22 protein-coding genes are annotated in these 24,206 nt (G+C 35.3%); 9 read left to right on the top strand and 13 right to left on the bottom strand.

Annotated features, from left to right (window positions below; genetic code table 11):
* Nucleotides 1-90: 90 nt before the first annotated feature.
* Together rpmI and ODR02_RS08030 are read right to left on the bottom strand one after the other, a co-directional pair.
* Complete coding sequence (gene rpmI, locus ODR02_RS08035; protein WP_002979658.1) at nucleotides 91-288, bottom strand: 50S ribosomal protein L35; 198 nt, start codon at nucleotides 286-288, stop codon at nucleotides 91-93.
* A gap of 221 nt (nucleotides 289-509) precedes the next feature.
* Complete coding sequence (locus tag ODR02_RS08030) at nucleotides 510-1,331, bottom strand: alpha/beta fold hydrolase (protein ID WP_309512077.1); 822 nt, start codon at nucleotides 1,329-1,331, stop codon at nucleotides 510-512.
* 995 nt (nucleotides 1,332-2,326) lie between these two features.
* On the opposite strand from ODR02_RS08030, the gene ODR02_RS08025 reads away from it, so the two are divergent.
* The 3 genes from ODR02_RS08025 to ODR02_RS08015 are packed head-to-tail and all read left to right on the top strand — an operon-like array spanning nucleotide 2,327 to nucleotide 7,692.
* The gene (locus ODR02_RS08025) at nucleotides 2,327-4,795 is read left to right on the top strand and encodes a tetratricopeptide repeat protein (protein ID WP_309512076.1); all 2,469 of its coding nucleotides are present in this window, start codon (nucleotides 2,327-2,329) and stop codon (nucleotides 4,793-4,795) included.
* A gap of 60 nt (nucleotides 4,796-4,855) precedes the next feature.
* Nucleotides 4,856-7,060, top strand: a complete 2,205-nt coding sequence (locus tag ODR02_RS08020; protein WP_309512075.1) for an ATP-binding protein — start codon at nucleotides 4,856-4,858, stop codon at nucleotides 7,058-7,060.
* 2 nt (nucleotides 7,061-7,062) lie between these two features.
* Nucleotides 7,063-7,692 (top strand): response regulator transcription factor, encoded by a 630-nt coding sequence (locus tag ODR02_RS08015; RefSeq protein WP_309512074.1) that lies wholly within the window; start codon nucleotides 7,063-7,065, stop codon nucleotides 7,690-7,692.
* 76 nt (nucleotides 7,693-7,768) lie between these two features.
* Here ODR02_RS08015 and ODR02_RS08010 read toward each other — a convergent pair whose 3' ends face one another.
* Nucleotides 7,769-8,335: a hypothetical protein gene (locus tag ODR02_RS08010; protein WP_309512073.1), complete on the bottom strand. Its 567-nt coding sequence runs from the start codon at nucleotides 8,333-8,335 to the stop codon at nucleotides 7,769-7,771.
* Nucleotides 8,336-8,914: 579 nt separating this feature from the next.
* Between ODR02_RS08010 and ODR02_RS08005 the strand changes: the two genes are divergently transcribed.
* Nucleotides 8,915-9,475, top strand: a complete 561-nt coding sequence (locus tag ODR02_RS08005) for a hypothetical protein (RefSeq protein ID WP_309512072.1) — start codon at nucleotides 8,915-8,917, stop codon at nucleotides 9,473-9,475.
* A 152-nt stretch (nucleotides 9,476-9,627) separates the two neighbouring features.
* Here the strand turns inward: ODR02_RS08005 and infC are convergent, their stop codons facing one another.
* Nucleotides 9,628-10,128 (bottom strand): translation initiation factor IF-3, encoded by a 501-nt coding sequence (gene infC / locus ODR02_RS08000; protein ID WP_027372223.1) that lies wholly within the window; start codon nucleotides 10,126-10,128, stop codon nucleotides 9,628-9,630.
* Nucleotides 10,129-10,293: 165 nt separating this feature from the next.
* Nucleotides 10,294-12,213 carry a threonine--tRNA ligase gene (gene thrS / locus ODR02_RS07995; protein ID WP_309512071.1) on the bottom strand — a complete coding sequence of 640 codons (1,920 nt, stop codon included), beginning with the start codon at nucleotides 12,211-12,213 and terminating at the stop codon, nucleotides 10,294-10,296.
* Nucleotides 12,214-12,457: 244 nt separating this feature from the next.
* On the opposite strand from thrS, the gene ODR02_RS07990 reads away from it, so the two are divergent.
* Nucleotides 12,458-13,432, top strand: coding sequence for a dipeptidase (locus ODR02_RS07990; protein ID WP_309512070.1), 975 nt, complete (start codon nucleotides 12,458-12,460; stop codon nucleotides 13,430-13,432).
* A gap of 284 nt (nucleotides 13,433-13,716) precedes the next feature.
* On the opposite strand, the gene ODR02_RS07985 is transcribed toward ODR02_RS07990, so the two are convergent.
* On the bottom strand, nucleotides 13,717-15,261 hold the full coding sequence (locus ODR02_RS07985) for a hypothetical protein (RefSeq protein WP_309512069.1): 1,545 nt from the start codon (nucleotides 15,259-15,261) through the stop codon (nucleotides 13,717-13,719).
* A 148-nt stretch (nucleotides 15,262-15,409) separates the two neighbouring features.
* Between ODR02_RS07985 and ODR02_RS07980 the strand changes: the two genes are divergently transcribed.
* The 4 genes from ODR02_RS07980 (at nucleotide 15,410) to leuB (ending at nucleotide 19,844) form a co-directional block, all read left to right on the top strand.
* Entirely contained in the window at nucleotides 15,410-16,573 is a 1,164-nt protein-coding gene (locus ODR02_RS07980; protein ID WP_209784511.1) for a 2-isopropylmalate synthase, read from the top strand.
* Between the two features lie 28 nt (nucleotides 16,574-16,601).
* Nucleotides 16,602-17,990: a 3-isopropylmalate dehydratase large subunit gene (gene leuC, locus ODR02_RS07975; protein WP_209784510.1), complete on the top strand. Its 1,389-nt coding sequence runs from the start codon at nucleotides 16,602-16,604 to the stop codon at nucleotides 17,988-17,990.
* A 140-nt stretch (nucleotides 17,991-18,130) separates the two neighbouring features.
* Nucleotides 18,131-18,727, top strand: a complete 597-nt coding sequence (gene leuD / locus ODR02_RS07970; protein WP_209784509.1) for a 3-isopropylmalate dehydratase small subunit — start codon at nucleotides 18,131-18,133, stop codon at nucleotides 18,725-18,727.
* Nucleotides 18,720-19,844, top strand: coding sequence for a 3-isopropylmalate dehydrogenase (gene leuB / locus ODR02_RS07965; protein ID WP_209784508.1), 1,125 nt, complete (start codon nucleotides 18,720-18,722; stop codon nucleotides 19,842-19,844). The genes leuD and leuB overlap by 8 nt, the downstream gene beginning before the upstream one ends.
* A gap of 94 nt (nucleotides 19,845-19,938) precedes the next feature.
* Here leuB and ODR02_RS07960 read toward each other — a convergent pair whose 3' ends face one another.
* The 7 genes from ODR02_RS07960 to ODR02_RS07930 form a co-directional block, all read right to left on the bottom strand.
* On the bottom strand, nucleotides 19,939-20,124 hold the full coding sequence (locus tag ODR02_RS07960) for a hypothetical protein (protein WP_209784507.1): 186 nt from the start codon (nucleotides 20,122-20,124) through the stop codon (nucleotides 19,939-19,941).
* 71 nt (nucleotides 20,125-20,195) lie between these two features.
* Complete coding sequence (locus tag ODR02_RS07955) at nucleotides 20,196-20,801, bottom strand: DUF4230 domain-containing protein (protein ID WP_209784506.1); 606 nt, start codon at nucleotides 20,799-20,801, stop codon at nucleotides 20,196-20,198.
* Nucleotides 20,802-20,804: 3 nt separating this feature from the next.
* On the bottom strand, nucleotides 20,805-21,368 hold the full coding sequence (locus ODR02_RS07950; RefSeq protein WP_209784505.1) for a TlpA family protein disulfide reductase: 564 nt from the start codon (nucleotides 21,366-21,368) through the stop codon (nucleotides 20,805-20,807).
* A 3-nt stretch (nucleotides 21,369-21,371) separates the two neighbouring features.
* Complete coding sequence (locus ODR02_RS07945) at nucleotides 21,372-21,839, bottom strand: nucleoside triphosphate pyrophosphohydrolase family protein (protein WP_034694493.1); 468 nt, start codon at nucleotides 21,837-21,839, stop codon at nucleotides 21,372-21,374.
* A 104-nt stretch (nucleotides 21,840-21,943) separates the two neighbouring features.
* Nucleotides 21,944-22,675 (bottom strand): energy transducer TonB, encoded by a 732-nt coding sequence (locus tag ODR02_RS07940; RefSeq protein WP_079241613.1) that lies wholly within the window; start codon nucleotides 22,673-22,675, stop codon nucleotides 21,944-21,946.
* A gap of 105 nt (nucleotides 22,676-22,780) precedes the next feature.
* Nucleotides 22,781-23,191, bottom strand: a complete 411-nt coding sequence (locus ODR02_RS07935; protein ID WP_309512068.1) for a hypothetical protein — start codon at nucleotides 23,189-23,191, stop codon at nucleotides 22,781-22,783.
* Between the two features lie 10 nt (nucleotides 23,192-23,201).
* The gene (locus tag ODR02_RS07930; RefSeq protein ID WP_209784503.1) at nucleotides 23,202-23,915 is read right to left on the bottom strand and encodes a glycohydrolase toxin TNT-related protein; all 714 of its coding nucleotides are present in this window, start codon (nucleotides 23,913-23,915) and stop codon (nucleotides 23,202-23,204) included.
* Nucleotides 23,916-24,206 lie beyond the last annotated feature (291 nt).

Genomic DNA, 24,206 nt, shown 5'->3' with positions numbered 1-24,206 from the left:
CAACGGATGTTACTCTTATTTGCACCGTTTCAGGGTTAAATTGTTGAATTTGTTTTGAATTCTTATAAACCGAATATAGATTTATAAAAACTACTTAATTGCTAATTGACGTTGAACGCTTTTCTCGTCCACTTTAGCTACGTAAGAAGTAGTAGTAAGATTTCTCTTCTGCTTAGTTTCTTTCTTAGTTAAGATGTGGCTTTTGTAAGCATTTTTTCTTTTGATCTTACCAGAACCGGTAAGAGCAAAACGCTTTTTAGCACCTGATTTCGTTTTTAATTTTGGCATTGTTTTGCTTTTTTATTGTTTTTGTTATCAATATCTGTTTTGGTTACCCCTAAGGACATTAGGAATAATAGTCTGCAAAATTAAGAAAAAAAAGTGAGACATGAAAGGATTTTTTAATATGCTTAAACAGGATGAACAATGATCTGTAAATTGAAAAGACAGACCTGCATGGAAACAGGTCTGCCTTTTATAAGTAAGCGCTTTAAAATAAGCCTGATCTGTTAAGATTTGAAGAATGCCAAAAGGTCTCTGTTGATCGTTTCTGCTTCTGTTGTCGGCATACCATGAGGGAAACCTGGATAAGAGATGAGTTGCCCGTTTTTAAGCAGGGTAGCAGTCACTTTACCAGTGGTTTCAAAAGGAACAATCTGATCATCTTCACCATGCATTACCAATACCGGTACATCCACGTTTTTAAGATCTTCTGTAAAATCTGTTTCAGAGAAAGCCTTTACACAATCATAATGAGCTTTAATAGAACCACTCATTCCTTGTCTCCACCAGTTTCTCTGGATCCCTTCAGATACTTTAGCACCTTCTCTGTTGTAGCCGTAAAAAGGGAAGGTAATATCAATGAAGAATTGTTGTCTGTGTTTCGCTGTATTATTTCGGATATCATCAAAAACAGAAATAGGAACTCCATTCGGATTGTTCTCATTTTGTACCATAATAGGAGTTACAGCACTTACCAGAACAGCTTTTGCCACTCTTCCGTTACCATGTTTCGCTACATATCGGATCACTTCGCCACCTCCTGTAGAATGTCCTACATGGATGACATCTTTTAAATCCAATGCTGAAACAATTTCCGCAACATCAGAAGCGTAAGTGTCCATATCGTGTCCGTAAGGAGTCTGTTCTGATCTTCCGTGTCCTCTTCTGTCATGAGCAATTACTCTGTAGCCTTGTTCTAAAAAGAAGAACATTTGGGCATCCCAGTCGTCACTTGATAATGGCCATCCGTGGTGAAAGAAAATTGGTTGGCCTTTTCCCCAGTCTTTGTAATAAATTTCTGTTCCGTCTTTTAATGTAAGTGTGCTCATTGTTTCTCTTTTAATGATTAATAATTAGTGAATTTGTCTTTTTTGTATTCACAAATGTAGATAGAAAATCTTTATTATATATTGATCTAAGATAATATTTGATTAATAATTTTTAAATAATAATAAGATATAAATAACATTAATTAAAAGACAAATGAACTGGAAATCTTTATCTTATGACGAGCTACTCGTAAAAAAGCTCAGCATTACTTTTAAACAGTCTCTGAATGATGACGTATATGATGAAATATAGCTGATAACAGGGATTGCAGTATTGTTCAATTCTCTCTACTATTGATGGATGATTTTTTAAATTTCTTTCTTAGAGAATCTCCACTTAATGTATTCACACTTAAAGTTTTAATTTAAAATATGCTTTCATCTGCAGATTTACATATAGAACGAGCCTTGTTTCTTGCTGTTTTGATTTTATTTTTCGGAGCAGGATTTTTAGTTACGCTCATTACTTTTATAATTAACTCATTGCTAAAGAAAAATAAAAAAGCGCGGTATTATTTTTTTGTATTTCTGATTTCGGGAATCATCGGAGTGGCTTTGGCAATGTTCTATTGTTATATGATATTTTTATGACAGGTTGAATACAATATTCCCTAACTATAAATAATTTAAAAAACCACCAGTATCAGGGATATTTTTATGGAACCTCTTTTATTACCTTCGTTCGGGAATTCATTAAAAATAATATTGTGAAAAATTGATGAATTATCAGCAATAGAGAACAATAGTTAATGATAATGACTGACAGACATTTCTCTTAGATAGATATTGATTTTATGACTTTTATAGCTTTCTTTTTCACCCATAATTAAATGATAAATTCTTATTTCGAACTAAGATTACAATCACAAAGCGTGGGTAAAAACAATAACAAAATGGAGTGAAGGAGAAGCTGTAAAAGGAATGAATGTCTCAAAATGAAGTATTCCTGAAGCGGAAAAATGGGAAAGACGGAAAACAAATAGTAATTTTAAAGAATGGCACACCGGATTTATTTATATAATTACGATCAGAAAACGAATCAATCATTTAATACTCATCTGGGAGAGTGGAACTATGAAATACCGCTATTGCTGTATCCTCTCATTGCGGAAAATAGTAAAGTGGAGGGTGTTGAGTTTATTTCTGACAAAGAACAGGGAATCGTCCAGCTGCGTTATTTTTTTAATTTACTGGCAGACACCTATCAGCTGCATTACAAAAAAGCCTACTACGAACCAGTCAACACTATGTTTGAGTTCCTGGAAGCGCTGCCCTACGATTCTTTCGTATTGAATGCTACAGATGTTTTCAATATGAACGAAGAAAAGCACAAAGTTCAGGCAAAAGAATGGTTAGTCGAGATTCAGCAGAAAAGAAAGTTATACAAGAAGGCTGTTGAAACCCAAAATCTCTCTTTGCTGGATTCTTTATTTTCACATACCGGTTACTCCTCATTTCTTGAGATTTTACAAACCGACTGGATTAATTACGGACTGGGATATTTTGAAGAACTTGCCTATAAAAAGGTAGCATCTTCAATATTTGAAAAGGACGGGAAATTTGGATTGAAGGATGCAAAGGGCGTTGTTTTGGCGCCACCTGTTTATGACGAGATTTTTGAGGCGGACTATCATCATAATATATCAGTGATTCAAAAAGAGGGATTGTTCGGTTACCTGCAAAGTGATGGGAAAGAACTGATTCCTCCCGTTTATGAAGAGGCCTTTGATGTGTTTGACTTTGCTCTGGAGCCATTTGGTGAAGTAAAAGTTAACGGAAAGTCGGGTATTTTAAAAATTTACTCAAATACCTGGTTGGTTCCTGCTGATTATGATGCCGTTGAAAGGCTAGCGTATGGATTTTTAGGCGTAGAAATCGCCGGACGATTTGGTGTTTACAGCGATGAAAACGGACTGATTATTCCTGTGGAAAGCGAAAATACCTATGAATATGATTATTTTCCGGAGCTGTTTTTTAGCAGACAGAAAGGAACCGGTAAGCGTAGATATTATACAAAAGAAGGGAATTATCTGGGCGATTTTGTAGAAGGCAGCCTTTTAAAAACCAGCACCTGTTTCTGGGTAAAACCCAATAAATTCAATAAAAAAGGAAAGCTGATAGATGAAAATGGTAATACTATAATAGACGAAGCAGATCAGTTGATTGTAATAGATAATTTTGATACACTGGCAGTTCGTAAAGATAAAAGCTGGAAGCTCTATGACACTTCAAAACATCAGTTCTTATTAGAAAATGAAAGGATTACTAAAGTGAAAGCAATATCCAATGTCGGATATAAAAGCAATGTCTTTACTCTGGAAACTCAAAATGGATCAGGACTTTTCGATGCAGAACATGATATCTGGCTCATTGCTCCTCAATTTGAAATTAAGCAGATTCATTATTTGGAAAATGGATTTTTATCGGTTCAAAAAAATAACGGTTATCAATTGTATGATTTCGAAAAGGGTTTATCAGCTGAAAAGTATGAATATATCTCTAATCCTTTGAATTATAGAACAGAAGAAGGTCTTTTGTTTTTGTATAAAGGAGAAAGCATGTTGAGAATGAATGAAGATAAATCTATTCAGCAGGTAGAAACTTCCGGGTATGGGACGATTTATTTGGATAGATATTCCTTTAGAGGAAAAGATCTGGAACACTTTATCTCCTTTTATAATCGATGGAAAAATCAGGCAGGTAGCAATTCTGAACAATTTCTGGAGACAGAAGTCATTAAAAAACTGGCTTTTGATGCAAAGGAAAATCAAAATTATCAGGAAGCATTGCGTCTGTTTCAGCTATCTGCTCAAAAAAATAATGTGGATAGTTGGGTAGAATTGGGCATTTTACATACAGATCCTGACATTGAAATGCTGTTTGATCCGCAAAAAGGCATTATGTATTATGAAAAAGCTGCCCAGTACAACCATCCTGTGGCATGGAACAATATCGGAACCTTATATCACAATGGAATAGGATATTCTTTTAATATCAAAAAAGCCATTCAGGCATATGAAAAAGGCGCTGAACTAGGGGATGGAATGGCTCTTACCAATTTAGGTGATTTGTATTATTTTGGAGAACATGTATTACAGGATTATGATAAAGCTTTGGCTTTTTATCAGAAGGCAGAGAAAAAGTATTACTACAATTACGATAAAATTTCAGAAATCTATTATCAGTTAAGAGATTATAAAAATCTTTTAGAGTATTTAAAGAAGGACTATGATCAATCTTATTCAGGCATCTATTATGGGATTATCTATGAACACGGGATGGGAGTAAAAATTGATTTGAAGAAAGCGGTTAAATACTACGAACAGGCCAATGCTTATAATGCCTACGAATATGCTACCCAACGTTTGCTTTATTACTATGGTAACGATTCCACCTTTAAAAATGAAAAGAAATTCCAGAAATGGAAATCTTTTGCTGAAGAAAATGGCTTTGAAACCAATTAACCGTATTTACCTATATTTGCGTTCTTTAGAATATGACAACTTAATAAAGATAAGGGTTTGATGCACAGGTTATTATTGATATTTGCTTTACTTTTTCCGTTTTTTGTTCAGGCACAGGATGTTTTAAGCAAGTTAGAAAGGGAATACGGCCATGCCTCAAACAATACGGCTGAACAGCTTAATCTGGCTCCCAAATATGCGACTGCCTTATTTTTTCATAACCTCAAACCTAAGTCTTACCAGATTTTAGCCACCAACATTTCCCTTGCTGCAAAGCAGGCAGATGGAAAATATGCTACCATTTTATACGCGGTACAAGCCATGAACTATCGGCTGGATAATAAAACAGCAGAGTCTTCAAAAAGTCTTGACATGGCAAAGGCATATAGTTTAAAAACGAATAATAATGAGGCTAAAGGCTATTTTAACTACGCTAAAGGCTGGATTCTGATCCGCAATAATAAAACAACTGATGCCGTTGCTGCTTATTTAAAAGCGATCGAATATTATGAAAATGCTCCTACAACCTCTACATTATATGGTAGATTTGGTAATGTAGCGAAAGAATTGTCCACTATTTATTCCAACCTCAATGAGTATCAGCTGGAAGAGAAATACAGCAAACAGTTTTTGTTGTTAGCATCGAAACAAAATGATCCCAACCTTATCTTCGATGCCTATATGAGAATGGGCTATGTGTATGAACAAAAATATACACAAAACCCGTCCAATACGGAGCTGAGAGATAAAACAGAACAATATTATTTGCAGGCTATCACGACTTTCAATAAAAATAAAGACAGGATGCTTAACAGGAGTAGTCTTTCTTATGCAGCGATCAATTTAGCCAATCTGTATACTGGTTTTGACAGTGATAAGGCAATGCATTATGCCCAGTTAGCTAATAAAGTGAGCCTGGAAACTGGCGATGCTATTCATATTGCTTCTTCATTCGGGATTCTGGCAGAGCTGGCCATACAGAATAAAAATTATGATTTAGCGAAGTCTTATTTTCTAAAAGCCTCTATGGAAATTGGGAAAAGTCCGGTGCGTGATCATAATATTGAACTATCTATTCTTGAATCATTATCCAGAATTAGTGAAGAGCAGGGGAATTACCAGGAAGCACTCACTTATTATAAAAGTTATGTGGATAAATACAAAAGTGTTTATGACCAGGAAAAACTGGATATTACCAAAAGATTAGAATCCCAGTTTGATAAAGAACGTCAGGAACAGAAATATATCAAGTTACAGCTGGAAAGCGACAAAAAAGCACAGGAAATTAAGTTGATCAACATTCTTCGTGCACAGCGCGAGCAGGTATATAACAACTTAAAACTGGTGGAAGAAAACCAACGTGAACGACTGAAGTTTTCAGAACTTGAATCCGAGAAAAAGGAACAGCAGCTTCGGTTGGCAAAACTGGAAACCCAACAGAAGAACAACGATATTAATACCTTTAAAAAGTTACTGGCATTCAAAGAGAAGATCAATACTTATTACATCTTCTTTATCATCTTCTTTATTATTTTGATCCTCTTATTGCTGTACGCTTATCAACAACGTGCAAAGTCCATTAAGAGAAGAGATGAACTGCATGCTTTAGCTATGGAACAAGAGAAGCAAAACTCAAAAATATCTACGCTTACCGCATTGCTTGAAGGACAGGAACAGGAGCGTGGCCGTCTTGCCCGTGATCTTCATGACGGATTAGGAGGTCTGCTTTCAGGGACGAAACATCAACTGTCTTATTTAAATCCTCATCAGTCCGAAAATATAGAGGAGGGAATTTCAAAATCAATTGATCAGATTGATGGCGCTGTGGAAGAGCTTAGAAGGGTTGCGCATAATTTAATGCCCGATTTATTAATGAAATATGGTTTGGAAGTTGCAATTAAGGAATTTGCCTCCCGTATATCCAATAATGCATTAGACATTCACACTGAGTTTATCAATTACAGTAATTCCATTTCGAAGGAAAAGCAATTGATTATTTACAGGATCATTCAGGAATTGGTCAACAATGCTATAAAACATGCCAATACATCTGAAATTATTATTCAGATCAGCGAAGAAGAAAATCTATTAAACCTTACTGTAGAAGACAATGGTAAAGGTTTTGATCCCGCAGGATTAAATGCCAGAAAAACAGCTGGTTTTCATAATATAGAACTAAGAGTCCAATTTCTAAAAGGAACCATGAATATCACTTCTGAATTGAATATTGGTACCAGCATAGAACTTCAAATCCCTATTTATTAAACATGATAAAAGTAGCCATAACAGATGATCATCCACTTCTATTAGAAGGGTTGAAGAATATTTTAGGAAATAGTGATACGATAGATGTAGTAGATTGCTTCAGAAACGTTTCTGAGATGAATGCAGGTCTTGCAAAACAAGAGGTCGACATTTTATTGCTGGACATCAATCTGGTAGATACCAACAGCATTGAACTGATTAAACCCTTAAAGAAAAAGTACGGCAACCTCCAGATTATTATCCTGAGTGTTCATAATGAACTGCCCGTAATCAACAGTACCCTGGCTGAAGGAGCGTTGGGATATATTCAAAAGAATGCCTCAGTTTCCGAAATCCTGGAAGGAATTACTGCTGTATATGCCGGGAACAGGTTTTTATGCTCTCAAACCAGGTCTGTTTTGGAGAAAAAATCAACGGATGGATTAAACCATGTTCCGAAATTAACGCGAAGAGAAAAAGAAATTCTGGCTGAAGCCTCAAAGGGCCTAACAACCAATCAAATGGCGGAAAAGCTTTTCATCAGTCCGCATACTGTAGAAAGCCACAGAAAGAATCTTATTGAAAAATTTCAGACTTCTAATCTGAGTTCGGCCATAAAATTAGCCATAGAATACGGCTTAATTATCGAATAAATATTCAACCAGCAAAAAGGTCTGCTTACATCGCAAAGCAGACCTTTTTTATATAAATTTAAAATTGGTGTAATCATTAATCTTTGAATTTGAGTGCAGCCTGGAACAGGTTTTTCTTTCCTATTAAATCATACTCATCATTATATTCGGGCTGATACATTAATAGGAAAACCCTGCCGTCAAAATCCTTCAGATTGATAGGCTGATCCACCATAATATCATAAAACCTTGTAATAGTACGGGTAGCTGTCCATTGTTTTGCGCTGCCTTTAGGATTTTTATCAAATCTATGGTCTTTTGCATCTGTAAAATACCAGTAAGAAGGCGCAGAATCCATTAAAAACATTTCTTTGTCCTTGTTATACAATTCCTCCGCCATGCCTGTATTCTGAAACCACGGAACCTCAGTGTTCAAAAGTCCCAGAGCTCCGGCATAAATATCTTTATTTGTGGTAGCTCCCACTAAAAAACCTTCCAGATTGTTAGAGGTAATCTCGAATAGGAAAGGGGACTTTTTCAGTTCATAAACATCATTGACAGGCTGAATTACTTTTCCGTCCTGTTTAATCACAACTTTTAACGATTGTGCGAAAGTCATAAAACTTAATAAACTAAAAAGGAGGGTCAAACTTAATTTTTTCATTGTATCTCTTTAAATAATTGCAGCAAAGATATTAGACTTTATTCCCATACGCACTGGCTGATTTCAGGGGTTTTTGATCTTATTCCAAACTTCAGTTACATTCTTGTTCTTCAAAGAATATTTTCTAAAACAGATCAGCTTTCAACTGTATTTTTATATAAGCCGTTTTTTGCTTTTTACCATTGGCTGAAGCGGAATTAAGAGGATAGACTTAAAAAACTGTATAGAATCTAGCTTGGTGAATAATTGAAAGGGTACATCCAGAACATTATCAACGCCTTTTATTTTTTTGAAATCAGCCAGTGTTATTTTTTTTGCTTAATTTCAGTTATTGTTTTATCTGTGTCCGATGTTTTATTCTGTTGATTACATCCTGCAAGAACTAGCACGGATGATATAAAGATTGGAAAGATTTTCATTTTATATTTTTCCGCAAATGTATCTGTATTAAGGTCTGTAGCCAACAAAACCTTCTGATATAGGGAATAAATGGCTGAAAACAGGGATATATTGAACGGCAGATTTTGGTGAATTTTACAAAAATGATAACCCAGATAGTATTAATTATTTTAAAAAAAGATGAAAAACGTAATAACCAACTTTTCAATGGTGATGATGTTGTTAGTTTCCTGTTCACCTTCAACAGAAAAAAAAGTGAACAAGGCAGATTCTGCAAATGCAAAAATACATCAGATTTCTACAGTTGATCCGGCAAAGAATAAAGTCGTTGAATCAGAGATTCCCAATGATTTTTCAACATTAGTTCCTATTGATATATTGAATAGCAAGAGTACAGAGGTGTATAAAAAATTTGGTATAGAGTTCTCGGGGAACTGTTACTCATGTGATTTGGCAAGCCTGTCCATCACAAAGAAGAAAATAATATGGACCAATGTTTGTGAAGAAAAGGATACCTTTCAAATTAATGATTTCTCATTCTCCAGGGACGGAAATAAAGCCATTTTTAAAACCTCAGAAAGAACTTATATTTTAACCCAAATAGATCAAGCACCTGTTTACGAACTGTCTGTAGAAGGGCAGAAACTGGATTTAAAAAACAAAAGAATATCCAAATATTTTACCACCCAAAAAGCTTTACCGCTTTTTACAGAGCATGATTGTGGTGATTTTGAAGGATAACAAAACTCTGTAAATTTCTTTCTTAAAAATGATTGTTGATCCAGCCAGTAGAGTAGTCTGAATCAACAATCATTAAATATTTTCCCCTAAAAATAAGAACACAAAAAAACCTCAAAGTAATTTGAGGTTTTATATGTAAAATAATGATTTAATTATTTTGCTGGTTTTTTAGGACTCATCATCATAATCATCCTTTTTCCTTCAAGTTTAGGAAGCTGGTCTACTTTACCAACGTGCTCTAATTCCTGAGCAAGTTTTAAAAGCAAAATTTCTCCCTGATCCTTAAAGATAATTGAACGTCCTTTAAAAAATACGTAGGTTTTTAATTTAGAACCTTCTTCAAGGAATTTTTCAGCATGCTTCTTCTTGAATTCGTAATCGTGGTCATCAGTCTGAGGTCCGAAACGGATCTCTTTTACTACCACTTTTACCTGTTTAGCTTTAAGTTCCTTTTGTTTTTTCTTTTGCTCGTATAAGAATTTTTTATATTCTAATACTCTTGCAATAAATGGTTCTGCCTTGTCAGAAATCACTACTAAATCCAATTCTTGTTCCGCAGCAATCTGTCTTGCTTTGTCAATTGGATAGATTCCTGGCTCTACGTTATCGCCCACTAAACGAAGCTCTCTCACACGAATTTTATCGTTGATCAAGTGTAAGTCCTCTTGTACCGGACGTCTCTGTGGGCCCCTGTTGTTAAATCTTTGTGCTATTGTATTATAATTTTATTGGTTAATTACTTAATTTAATTGATTCAAATATTTAAAAATTGAAGGATTCTGTTAATTTTTAAATCCTTCAATCTTTTAATTTTAAATTTATATGGCTGCTTCTTTTTTGAAGTAAGCAACGAAATCCTCCAGCTTCATCACTCCAAGATCTCCTTCTCCACGTCTTCTTACAGAAATCGTGCCTTCATTTTCTTCATTTTCTCCTACTACAAGCATGAAAGGAATTTTATTCAATTCAGCATCACGGATCTTTTTACCTGTCTTCTCGTTTCTGTCATCAATCTGACCGCTAATATCGTGATTTTCCAAAAATTGTGAAACTTTTTTTGAATAATCTACATATTTTTCACTGATCGGTAGAATAATAAACTGATCCGGGCTCAGCCATAATGGGAAATCTCCTGCTGTATTTTCTAACAAAATAGCAATGAAACGTTCCATAGAACCGAAAGGAGCTCTGTGAATCATTACCGGTCTATGCTTTTCATTATCGTTTCCAATATAGTGAAGATCAAATCTTTCCGGTAGGTTATAATCCACCTGGATAGTTCCCAGCTGCCATTTTCTTCCTAAAGCATCTTTCACCATGAAGTCAAGTTTAGGACCATAGAATGCCGCTTCTCCGTATTCTACTACTGTTTTTAAACCTTTCTTCTGAGCTGCATTGATGATTGCACTTTCTGCTTTCTCCCAGTTTTCATCAGAACCGATATATTTTTGTTTGTTTTCAGGATCTCTCAAGGATACCTGAGTTACAAAATCTTCAAAACCTAAAGATTTGAAAACATAAAGGGTAAGGTCAATTACCTTTTCAAATTCTTCAGAAAGCTGATCCGGAGTACAGAAAAGGTGAGCATCATCCTGAGTAAATCCACGAACTCTGGTTAATCCGTGAAGCTCTCCACTTTGCTCATATCTGTAAACAGTACCGAATTCTGCATATCTCTTAGGCAAATCTCTGTAGCTCCATTGTGAAGTTTTGTAAATTTCACAGTGGTGAGGACAGTTCATTGGTTTCAGCAAGAATTCTTCTCCTTCATTAGGAGTTTTAATCGGCTGGAAGCTGTCTTCCCCATACTTATCCCAGTGTCCTGAAGTGACATATAATTCTTTCGCTCCGATGTGTGGAGACATTACAAATTCATAACCTCCTTTTTTCTGAGCATCAGAAAGGAAATTTTCCAGTTTTCTTCTTAAAGCAGTACCTTTTGGCAACCAAAGTGGTAACCCTGCACCTACTTTTTCAGAGAATGCGAAAATTCCAAGCTCTTTACCTAATTTTCTGTGGTCTCTTCTTTTAGCTTCTTCCAATCTTTCAAGATATTCAGTAAGATCTTTCTGTTTAGGGAAAGAAATACCATATACTCTTGTCAATTGAGGGTTCTTTTCATTACCTCTCCAGTAAGCTCCTGCTGCATTTAATATCTTAACCGCTTTTACGATTCCTGTATTTGGAATGTGACCACCACGGCATAAGTCTGTAAAGTTATCATGCGTTACAAAAGTGATTTCTCCATCATTAAGATTTGAGATCAATTCAACTTTGTAAGGGTTATCGGCATAGGTTTTTAAAGCATCTTCTTTTGAAACCGGATATAAAGAGAATGTAGAACCTTTCTTTGCATTTTCAAGGATCTTTTTCTCAATCTTTTCAAAATCTTTTTCAGATAAGCTTTCATCCCCGAAATCCACATCATAGTAGAATCCGCTTTCAATGGCAGGACCGATCGTCAACTTAGCATTAGGATAAAACTCAAGGATTGCCTGTGCCAAAAGGTGGGCAGAAGAGTGCCAGAAAGCCTTCTTTCCAAGATCATCATTCCAGGTCAAAAGCTGTACCGTAGAATCCGTGGTTATAGGTGTGGTTATTTCTACTTGTTGGTCATTAACGATTGCGGAAATGGTATTTCTAGCCAATCCCTCGCTTATAGATTTTGCCACATCTAGAGCAGTAACTGCTCCTTCGAATTCTTTGACACTATTGTCTGGAAGTGTAATTTTTATCATTGTTTACTAAGAAATTTTAAGAGGCAAAAATACGGAATTTTTAGATAAAATACTATATTAGCATATATTTAGAATGAGAATTAATATTAAAAATGAAAAAGATGAGGGTGGTTTTTGTCTCATTGAATTCCATATTCACTTTATCCCAGAAAAATACTTCAGAATTTTCGGGTATTTATTTTCTTAGTAGTAAAGCTCATTTTCTTTTCGAAAGTATTTAAAAACAAACCAATTACAATTCAATATGAATACTATAAATGTAGATTTGCACTGCGACTTATTATGTTATTTACTTGAGCCGGACTCATTAATTGATGATAAAGAACTTGGTTGTTCACTTCCTTATTTAAAAGAAGGAAATGTGAAGTTTCAGGTGATGGCTATATACTCAGCAACAGGTGAAAATAGTACTGTTTACGGTGCAAAACAGAGCGAAATATTTTCAAATCTTCTGCAAAATGAAAATTTTTTCTTGTTTGAAGGGGAGAACTATAAAAATACCGATAATACAGACAAAGTAGGGGTTATTGCTTCTATTGAAAACGCATCTGGCTTTTGTAGTGAAGATGAAACCTTAGAATCTGGCTTTAAAAATCTGGAAGCGATCATTGAAAAAACACAGCGAATTCTTTATCTGGGAATAACCCATCATACTGAAAACCGCTTTGGAGGAGGAAACAATTCTGATGTTGGACTGAAAGAGGACGGAAAAGTTCTGCTTGATTACTTTTCAGAAAAAAATATTGCCATTGATCTTGCCCATACCAGTGATCAGCTTGCCTATGGAATTCTTAATTATATAGATCAAAAAAATTATAAGATCCCTATTATGGCAAGCCATTCTAACTACAGATCTATACATGACAAAAAAAGAAACCTTCCTGATGAACTGGCAAAAGAAGTTATTAAAAGAAAAGGATTAATAGGACTCAATTTTATCCGTAACTGTATTGATGAGAAGAATCCTGGGGTACTATATGAACATATTCAGCATGGCCTTGATTTAGGTGGAGAAGATTTTATTGCCTATGGTGCTGATTTTTTCTTTTGCAAAAACCATCCGGACAAATCCCGTCATCCTTTCTTTTTTGAAGGATATGATGATGCATCCGCTTTCAATTCCATCAACAGAGAAATTGAAAAGCGCTTTTCTTCCGAATTGGTAAAAAAGATCAGCCATAAAAATGCTTTGAATTTTATAGAGAATATGTATAAATAAACTATTCTTGTTTGATTACATCAAAGCATAATTAACAGGTCGCTCCTCGGGAGCTTTATTTTCACGGGGCTTCATGATGTCTATTAACAGAAGATCCCGATGGGATCAACCAGCTCCAATAGGAGCTAACTGTTAATAGAAAGTATTTGGTTTTAAAATTAGAGCTCCGGAGGAGTGACCTGTTAATACCTAATGATAAGATAAAAAATGTTTTTTATACGTTTTATTTTAGATTAAATAAAGCATTTTAAAATATTATAATATAGTATATTACGTGTTTTTATTTAATGTTTTCTTTTGTACTTTACTTTCTGCTTGATAATCTCAATCACGTCAACATTTTGTACTTTAGATTTAATCCATCCATGGATATCAATATAGAATAACGAACGACGGTAATATTCATTATTGGAAAACTCTTCCAGCTTTTTATCAAAGCTTTCAAATGCTTTCTGTCTTTGATCCGGCACCTGATTATTAAGGTTCTTAAAAAACTGAATGCTTTCAAAATGGAACACTTCCGGTTTTTTCATTTTCTTGGCAAACTTTAAAGTAGAAGCAATAAATTCATCATAGTCTTCATCATTTCCCGACTCATATTTGGCCATTAAAATCAGAATCCGGGTATGAAATAATAGATCTTCCTGTACATTTCCCTTAGATTCTATAACCCTCATGGAATATTCAATCGATTTGTCAAACATTTTACTGCCGAAGAACATAGCGGCCATTTTCAGATAGAGAATCATGAAATGGTGCTCATCAATCCTTTCTCTGAGTTTTTCCATTTTTAATTCTACCTCAGGAATAAGCTTTGTTCCGGTAAAAAATTCCCCTTTTACAAAGTGAATATTCATCAGCGTATTATAATGGGTAAGGAAAATAAGAGATTGAAGGTTTTCATTCTGTACAAAATTCTCTGCATGTACCATTGTATTAAAATTCTCAAAATGTTCTTCCAGAATATCAATATTTCCATACAGGAAAAGAATCTTCAGCAGATAAGTATTTCCTTTAATATACCAGACAGGATGACTGTAGATCATCTCTGGCTTTTTATGAAAAAGATCTACCCATTGATAGGCATATTTCAGTGTGTATTTGTAATCCTGTAAAAGTTGGTTTTTCCAGACATGGGCTTTGTAATACCATAGTTTTTCTGTGAAATTCAGTTTCTCAGGGTTTATATTTTTAATCTGGGCATTAAAAACATCCATCACTTCCTGCCGGTCTGCATCATTTTTTACATAACCGTGAGTCAGCATTTCACTGTATAATTTCAGCGAAAGATTAGATAGTTTTGTAGTATAGCGGTTTTGTTTACTAATCTCCTGAGACTGTTTGATTAATTCTTCGGCACGGCCTTCAATACTTCGTGTAATAAATTGTGATTCAATTACTTTTTCAAGGTCAATAATTTCAGAAGCAATACTTTTTTCATCCAGTTCCAGTGCGGATTGTTTGGTTTTGTCTAATATTTTTAAAGCCTGTTTGTAAAGTCCTTTCTGATAAAGGATATTGGCAAAATCTAATTGCTCCCGAAGCTGGATTCTGTAGTTCTGATGACTCGGGTTCATGCGGAGACTCACCAGGATTTGTTTATAAAGATGGGCTTTAAGGTTGGAAAGCTGCTGTTTTGTGGAAATTTTCTTCTCAATAATCACACTTTCATCGTATTCCTTCATTTTATCCATCTCAGAAAATAATAAAAGAAATTTGGCATCTACATTAATTCCGAGACGGTTTACGTAGAGCTTAAACTGTCTTTTTTCAGAGGTGGTCAATGACTTTACCAATACAAACAAAAAATCTTTCTGCAATTCTGCCATTGTATATTTTTAGAAATTAAATTATTGATTAACAAATAAATACGGCTATTTTTTCAGCTATTGAATATTGTAATTTTCAGAAAAAGTGAAAATGAAAAAATATTGCAAGCTGTAGTTTTGAGCCAAAATTAAGTAAAAAACTTCACTTATGAATTCCGAAAAAATTGAAATTTTTGATACGACACTGAGAGATGGGGAGCAGGTTCCGGGGTGCAAACTGAATACGGAACAAAAGCTGATTATTGCTGAAAGGCTTGATGAATTGGGAATTGATATCATTGAAGCAGGATTTCCAATTTCCAGTCCTGGAGATTTTGAATCTGTTTCAGAAATTTCAAAACTGGTAAGAAATGCTAAGGTTTGCGGACTGACGAGAGCGAATAAAAAGGATATTGATACAGCGGCAGAGGCACTGAAGTTTGCAAAGCGACCAAGAATACATACCGGGATCGGTACTTCTGATTCTCACATTAAATACAAATTCAACTCAACAAGAGAGGATATTATTGAAAGAGCTGCCGAAGCGGTAAGATATGCCAAAACGTATGTGGAAGATGTAGAATTTTATGCGGAAGATGCCGGAAGAACAGACAATGAATATCTGGCGCAGGTTTGCGAGGCCGTTATCAAAGCAGGAGCAACCGTCTTAAATATTCCTGATACAACAGGGTATTGTCTGCCTGAAGAATATGGTCAGAAAATAAAATACCTGAGAGAAAATGTAAAAGGGATTGAAAAAGCAGTACTTTCTTGTCACTGTCATAATGACCTTGGGCTGGCTACTGCCAATTCCATTGCAGGAGCGATTAACGGAGCCCGCCAGATTGAATGTACGATCAATGGACTGGGAGAAAGAGCAGGTAATACGGCTTTGGAAGAAGTGGTTATGATTTTAAAGCAGCATAAAGATTTGCATCTTCATACCGATGTGAATTCCAGAATGCTGAATGAAATGAGTACAATGGTGTCTGATCTGATGGGAATGTCTGTACAGCCAAACAAAGCTATTGTAGGAGCCAATGCCTTTGCCCACAGCTCAGGAATTCATCAGGATGGTGTAATTAAAAACAGAGAAACTTATGAAATCATTGATCCTGCAGAAGTAGGAGTAAATGCTTCTTCAATTATTCTTACTGCCAGAAGCGGCCGTTCAGCCTTGGCTTACCGTTTCAAACATATCGGATATGAGGTTACCAAAAATGAATTGGATTATCTGTATCAGGAGTTTTTAAAAATTGCAGATCTTAAAAAGGAAATAGGAAATGATGATCTGAGCATGATGATGGATTCTTTCAGCAGAAAAATAGGATAGGTTTGATTTAAATCAAGATAAAAGTAAAATGAACAACAGTAAAAAGACACTTTTTGATAAAGTATGGGACGCTCACGTGGTAGAAACCATTCCGGACGGGCCTCAGATCATTTATATAGACAAACATCTTATTCATGAGGTAACCAGCCCTCAGGCTTTTGCAGAACTTGAATCCAGAAATCTGGAAATTTTCAGACCGGAACAGATTGTAGCCACTGCGGATCACAATGTACCTACATTGCATCAGGAACAGCCTATTAAAGATGAACTTTCAAGAAATCAGGTAGAGCAGCTTACAGAAAACTGTAATAAAAACAATATTGAACTTTTCGGATTGGGACATCAATACCAGGGAATTGTTCATATCATCGCTCCGGAATTAGGGATTACCCAGCCGGGAATGAGTATTGTCTGCGGAGACAGCCATACCTCTACCCATGGAGCATTTGGATCTATTGCTTTTGGAATCGGAACAAGTCAGGTTGCTCAGGTATTTGCAAGCCAGTGTTTGTTGCTTAACAAGCCAAAATCCATGAGAATAACCGTTAATGGTACACTGAATGAAAATGTTCAGCCTAAAGATGTTATTCTTTATATCATTTCAAAAATAGGAACCGATGGCGGAACAGGATATTTCTGTGAATATGCAGGGAATGTGTTCGAAGAAATGTCGATGGAAGGAAGAATGACTGTTTGCAATATGAGTATTGAAATGGGTGCCAGAGGCGGAATGATTGCGCCTGATGAAACTACTTTTGAATATGTAAAAGGGAGAAAATTTGCTCCCAAAGGAGAAGACTGGAATGAAAAAGTAGCCTATTGGAGCACTCTGAAAACAGATGAAGGAGCTGCATTTGATGAGGAACTTAGCTTTGATGCTTCAGATATCTATCCAATGATTACTTATGGAACCAACCCGGGAATGGGAATTTCAATCCGTGAAGTGATTCCGGCTCCTCAAAACGAATCGGAAGAGAAAGCTTTGAAATATATGGGGCTGGAAGCCGGACAGGCTGTGAACAGCATCAAGGTTAATTATGTTTTCATAGGAAGCTGTACCAATGCGAGAATAGAGGATTTCCGTTCTGCGGCTCAATATATCAAAGGAAAAAGCAAATCTGAGGCTGTAAAAGCTCTGATTGTTCCCGGATCTCAGCAGGTTGTTAAACAGATTTATGAAGAAGGATTGGATAAAATATTCAATGAGGCAGGGTTTCAGATTCGTCAGCCGGGATGTTCAGCATGTCTGGCGATGAATGATGATAAAATTCCGGAAGGGGAATATTGTGTTTCCACTTCCAACAGAAACTTTGAAGGCAGGCAGGGACAAGGTGCGAGAACGATTCTTGCCAGTCCGCTTACTGCAGCAAAAGCAGCCATAGAAGGTAAAATTTCAGCTTTTGAAAGTGTAAACTAAAAGTAATTTTAAATTATGTTTAAGCCACAAAGACACAAAAGGTTGTAATGCGAATTTCTTATATGGGTTCTTTTTATCCTTTCTTAAGTAAACTGAAGTGAAAAAACTTTTGTGGTTCAAAGTCTAACAATGTAGAATACATGCAAAAATTAGTTGTTTTAAAATCCCGCGCAGTTCCGTTGCCGGCAGAAAATATAGATACAGACCAGATTATTCCGGCTAGATTCCTAAAAAGTATAGACAGAAAAGGTTTCGGAGAAAATCTGTTCAGAGACTGGAGGTTCAATATTCATACAGGAGAACCAAATCCTGATTTTGTTTTGAATAATCCTAAATTCAGTGGAGAAATTTTGGTGGCAGGAAACAATTTCGGATGTGGAAGCAGTCGTGAACATGCAGCATGGTCATTAACTGATTATGGTTTCAAAGTAATTATTTCCAGCTATTTTGCGGATATTTTTAAAGGGAATGCCTTAAATAATGGCCTTCTTCCTGTAAAGGTTTCCGAAGAATTTTTAAAAGAAATCCTGGAAGGAATCAATGAAAATCCAGACAATGAAATTGCCATTGATGTGGAATTGCAGTCTGTAAGCTTTAAAGATACCACTGAAACTTTCGAAATTGATTCTTACAAAAAAATATGCCTGTTAAACGGCTATGACGATATTGATTTTCTAATCAGCAGAAAACAAACCATCACAGAATTTGAATTAAAAACACAAAAAGCAAATGAGTAACAATTATTTTAAAATCGCAGTTCTTCCCGGAGATGGGATTGGCCCGGAAATTATCAGTGAAAGCATTAAAATATTAGATGTTATTGCGGAAGCTTTTCAATGTAAATTCCATTTTGACTATGGATTGATCGGGGCAGAAGCTATTTTTAAGACAGGAAATCCTTTACCTGAGGAGACGTTGAAAATATGTAAGGAATCTGATGCAGTACTTTTCGGAGCTATCGGGGATCCTGTTTTTGATAACAATCCGGAAGCAAAAGTGAGACCGGAACAAGGATTATTGAAACTACGTAAAGAATTGGGGTTGTTTGCTAATATCCGTCCTTTGAAAACGTATGCATCATTAATTGATAAAAGTCCGCTTAAAAGAGAAATTATCGAAGGAGCTGATATCCAGATTTTCAGAGAACTGGTAAGTGGAATTTATTTTGGTGAAAAATTTACAGACCCGGAAGGAGCGTATGCTTATGATGTCTGCAAATACAGCCGTGAAGATATTATTCCTATCACTCATATGGCATTTCAGGAAGCTCAGAAAAGAAAGAAAAAGCTTACCCTTATTGATAAAGCTAATGTTCTGGATACTTCAAGATTGTGGAGAAAAACATGTCAGGAAATTGCCCCTGAATATCCGGATGTACAGCTTGATTATATGTTTGTAGATAATGCAGCCATGCAGCTGATTCTTAATCCTAAACATTTTGATGTTATTTTGACCGAAAATATGTTTGGCGATATTATTTCTGATGAAGCCAGTGTGATTGGCGGTTCTATCGGACTGCTGCCATCTGCTTCAGTAGGAGAGAAGAATGCTTTATTTGAGCCTATCCATGGATCTTACCCGCAGGCCAAAGGGAAAGGAATAGCGAATCCTATTGCTTCTATTTTAAGTGTAGCCATGATGCTGGACCATCTGAATTTACAGGCAGCAGCAGATAAGTTGAGACAATCTGTAGAACATGCTATTGAAAACAAGTATGTTACCATTGATCTTAATACCAAACAATATTATTCAACGAGTGAAGTGGGAAGTTTTATTGCAGACCATATCAGATATTCCGAGAAATCATATTACAATTTTGAAAATATCAAGATCGGAAAATCTACCATTGTATAAAAACAAAAAGTTCAGTTAGATAGTTAGAAAGAAAAGTTCCGCCTCATATGAGACGGAACTTTTCAATTTTTTAAACCTGTAAGGGATATTATTCTTATTTTTTGGTATTATCCGTTTTTCCTGATTTATTTTTTGAAGACTTTTGAACATCTTCTTTATCAATATCAGGCGGATTGGTCTTTTTTGATGCCGCAGGAATATTGGGGAAATCCTGGTTTTGCTTTTGGGTTTCTGCGGTATTGGCAGATTCATTCTTTTTGGTGTTTCCTTTTGTATTCATGACTTTGAATTTTAAATTTCAACAATATGATGGTATCATTCAAAGGGTTTGCCAAACGGAAATATTTTACCTTAAAGTCCTAAAATACCAATTTTTCCTGTTTTATCTTCTATTTCATAATTTAAAGCCTTAGCTAAAACAAAGATATTATTAAGATTTTCTATCAGCTGTTTACGGCCTTCACTTCTCAGCTGATTCTGATCAATTGATTTTTCGGCTGTTTCTTTAGCTTTCTGGGTAACATTTTTAATATCTTTTTCTGAAATTCTGTTAATAAAAGAATCATCCAAAGACTGAATTTCAACGCTTGGCGTAATTCTTATGTCGGCATCAGGAAGCTCGGTGATAATCAATTTTTTATTGATAGAATCTACTTCGATCTTCATTTTGTTAAGGTCATAAGAAACCTGTGCATTGGTCTTTGTATAAGTTATAATGCTGTTGCTGGAGACTTCCTTCCCGAATACTTCATAGCCCATCTTGGTTTTCTGCATGCTGGAAGTATTCTGCTCCATCACCACCATTTTATTCATCTTGGAAATCTGATTGGTCAGGATATAATAATCAGACTTTTCAGTTTTATTTCCAAGGTTCAGGCAGGACTTCAGTCCAAAAAACAGAAGAAACATGGCACCGGCACCGGCTGCAAAGGATAATATTGTTCTATAATTTCTCAAAATCTATTTAAAAATTTCTTTGATGACAGACGAATCATTCTTTTTAAGAATTTCAACTAAATCCCTCTCGATATATCCTGTAGTAGGCATTTCTATAATTCTTCCCACTTCTTTTCCATATCTTTTCAGGATAATGGTAGGAACTTTTTGAAGATTGTAAAGACTTTCATCTCCGGTTGGAGATTCTTTCTTACGGTTTACTGCTATGATATTCAATTTATTTTCCGGATAGCTTACGGCTTCCAATATTTTCATCAGTCTTGGAAAATCTCTGTGGCTGTCTTCACACCAGGTTCCCATGAATACAATAATATCATAAGTCCCGATTTTCTCTTTTTTTAATTCACTGACGGCTTTTTGGTCAAGAACATACTCATCATGTTCTTTTACATACCAATCTGCATAAGGAGCTTTTAAAAACTGCTCTTTCAGTTGGTTTCCTAAAAGCATTTTGCCATCTTTCTGAGTTTCAACTTCACGGTTTACTACTACTTTTTGAGCATTAACCTGTTGTGCAGCTAAAAATAAACTTGAAAAGGCAATAATATTGGTAATAAATTTTTTCATATGTTATTTTTCAATAATTGATTTTAAATCAGCAGGAGAGTAGTATTTGTTTTTTAATACTTTATGATCTGCCTGTCTGTAAACATTGAATTTTTCTCCGGACTTTTCATAAAAAGATTCTACTTCTTTCTCTTTGTAAAATTCAACAGTTTCCTTTGCCTGTTCTTCATTGTCACATGCTTTCGACATATTGGAGCGCTGAACTTCGTTGAATAGCTCTACAAATTTGTTGCCAAGTCCGAATTCCAGTACAGCTCCACTCAAAACATACTGAAGATCACACAATGCATCTGCAATTTCTACAATATTATTATCTGCAATGGCTTGTTTCAGTTCGTTCAATTCTTCCTGTAAAAGCTCCACTCTAAGATTGCATCTTTCCGGAGAAGGAATTTGTGGGGTATCTAAAATAGGGGCTTTGAAAGTAGTATGGAATTCTGCTACTTGGTTCAGACTATCAATTTTATCCATGAATTTTTTTATTTTCCACAAAGATAGAAAAGGATTTGTAAAATGTGAAATGTACACGAGTAAAATATGAGACTCAAAAGCGCAGGCTGTCTATTGTTTTTATTTTATTCCTGCGAATTAAAGTTAATAGGCATTCTAAACCATGATTTTACTGGTGTTCCATTCTTTTTTGCTGGACTCCATTTCCCTTTTATTTTTTTCAGAGCAAATTTTACATCCTCAAGAAGAATTTTATTGTTTTCTACTTTGGGCTCAAGATCTACATTGGTGATGTCTCCATTTTCATCTATTGAAAAGGATATAAGAAATGTTCCTTTTGGGTTGTAAGTTTCCCAATCCAAATAATTATTTAAGCTTTCAAGAACATCTTTTCTAAATGCTTTCATCCCTCCGGGCATGGCAGCAGACTGATATGATTTAACAATATCGTAATCGGGTTTGTAATTTTCAAAAAAATCTTTGGGTTGAAACATAAAATCGAAATAAGCGGCAACTTTCTGTCCATTTTGTTCTGCAGGCTGCCAGTTTTTTAAGCTTCCTAAAGATTTGACAACAAGAGTAAAAGCGCATTTGTTCTTTTCTATAATAGGATCATCGCTCTTTTTCTTTACTAAAGCAGGCTTACCATTCTCATCAATCTTTAGGCTTACAAAATACATCTCATTTTGATCACATGGTTTTGAGCCGCTTTTCAGGAAATAGTTCTGCATGTCTGAAAATAATTGGATGGAACCTCCTTGGTATGGAAACTGGCCGTCCGGATATTGAGCTAATGTTTTTTGTGAAAATGCTGAGCCAAAGTATAGGGTAAAAAGAAACAGTGTTATTTTTTTCATTTTTAGATGTGCTTCACGGGTTAAATTAGTTTGTTCGCTAAATTAAGAAAAAGTCTACAACTTTCAGGCTGTAGACTTTTATTGTATGGGTAGAAATGATTTCAGTTATTCATATTTCCAAACGCCGGATATATTTAATATCATCAATCCCGGCTGTTTCTCTCCAAAGCTGAATACACAGATGTATTTTGAATGACAGGAAGTACAGTCTGTGCCAAAATATAATGTTGGTTGGTCATTGACGGTCAATTCTCCAAAGTGAAGCATTCTCTGAGAGGTTTTGTTTACTATTCCGTGTTTTAATAATTCTTCTCTTGAAAGTACTTTATTTTCATTATATACTTGAAAGATAGGAAATCCTGATTCATAGGGAACGATTTCAACTGTATTTTTGTGGCGGCAATGGCCGCAGCTGAAAGTTATTATGGCTGATGGAAGAGCTTCATCATTGATAAAGCTGCTTTTTTCAACAGCAGCTTTTTCGGTAATGTTTATTTTTTCTGATATTGAATACATCTGGGTAGATTTATGGCTGAATAACTGTGCCTACTAAGTTAGGATATTTTCCGCTAGGGCTTTTCTTAATGGTAACTTTGATATAACCTTCTTCTGCCAGCTTATTCCATGTTTTCTGGTATCCTGTATTGATATCAACAGGGATTTTCCACATGGTTTGTTTTCCTTTTCCTGCCTGGCCGAACCAAGGAATGATGTCTGCGGTCTGGGTTTTAAACTGCATGGAGTTATTCAAAACATCAATTTCATAATAGAAATCGTATTTGTCTTCAGGCTGATTTAACGCTCTTTGAGTAAATGTATAGGTATATCCATTGATAATTGGGCTTGTGAAACTTCCTCCTAATGTAGGAACCCCGGTACCGTTGTAGCTGCCTACAGCGCCGCTGTATCTGTCAAACTTTTGCCCAACCTGTAAAGCAACATCATCCACGATATTATACCCTCCGTTTGCAGGCGGCCAGCTGCCATTTAAATTATTTGCTTTAAAAAGAGATTCCAGTTCACTCCATTTGCCTCTTTTGTAAAGATCATATGCCTGATTTCTGATTGCCTGACTTACCGAATTATTGGGGTCATATGTTACCGCCAGTTCATCAGCGTTTTTGTAGAAGACAGAAGTAACGTCAGGATTGATATCTATTACGTCATCATTGTCCGAACTACAGGCAACCGAGAAAGAAGTGATTGCTAAAAAAAAAATGTACTTAAATAAATGTTTCATATAAAAAATTTTAAATTATTTTAAAATTATTGAGGTATTAGAGGGAGTACCTTTTTGAAACATTATTTTTACAGAAATCTTAAATGGAAATACTGATATGGTAGTATTACTATTTTTCCAGTCAATAACAGAATTTTTGAGTGCCGGAATTTAATTTAATAATATACTTTTCTGGCTATAAATTGCTGGAAATACCAATTTATATCAAAATAGAGTCAAAAGAAGCAACTGCATCAGACGTCAAAAAACGGCTTGTAGCTCCCTTAAATACAATCTGGGTAAACGGCACAA

Source organism: Chryseobacterium sp. CFS2, from assembly GCF_036543225.1.
In the GTDB taxonomy this organism is placed as follows: Bacteria; Bacteroidota; Bacteroidia; order Flavobacteriales; family Weeksellaceae; genus Chryseobacterium; species Chryseobacterium culicis_A.
This window is presented reverse-complemented; position numbering and strand designations above follow the sequence as displayed.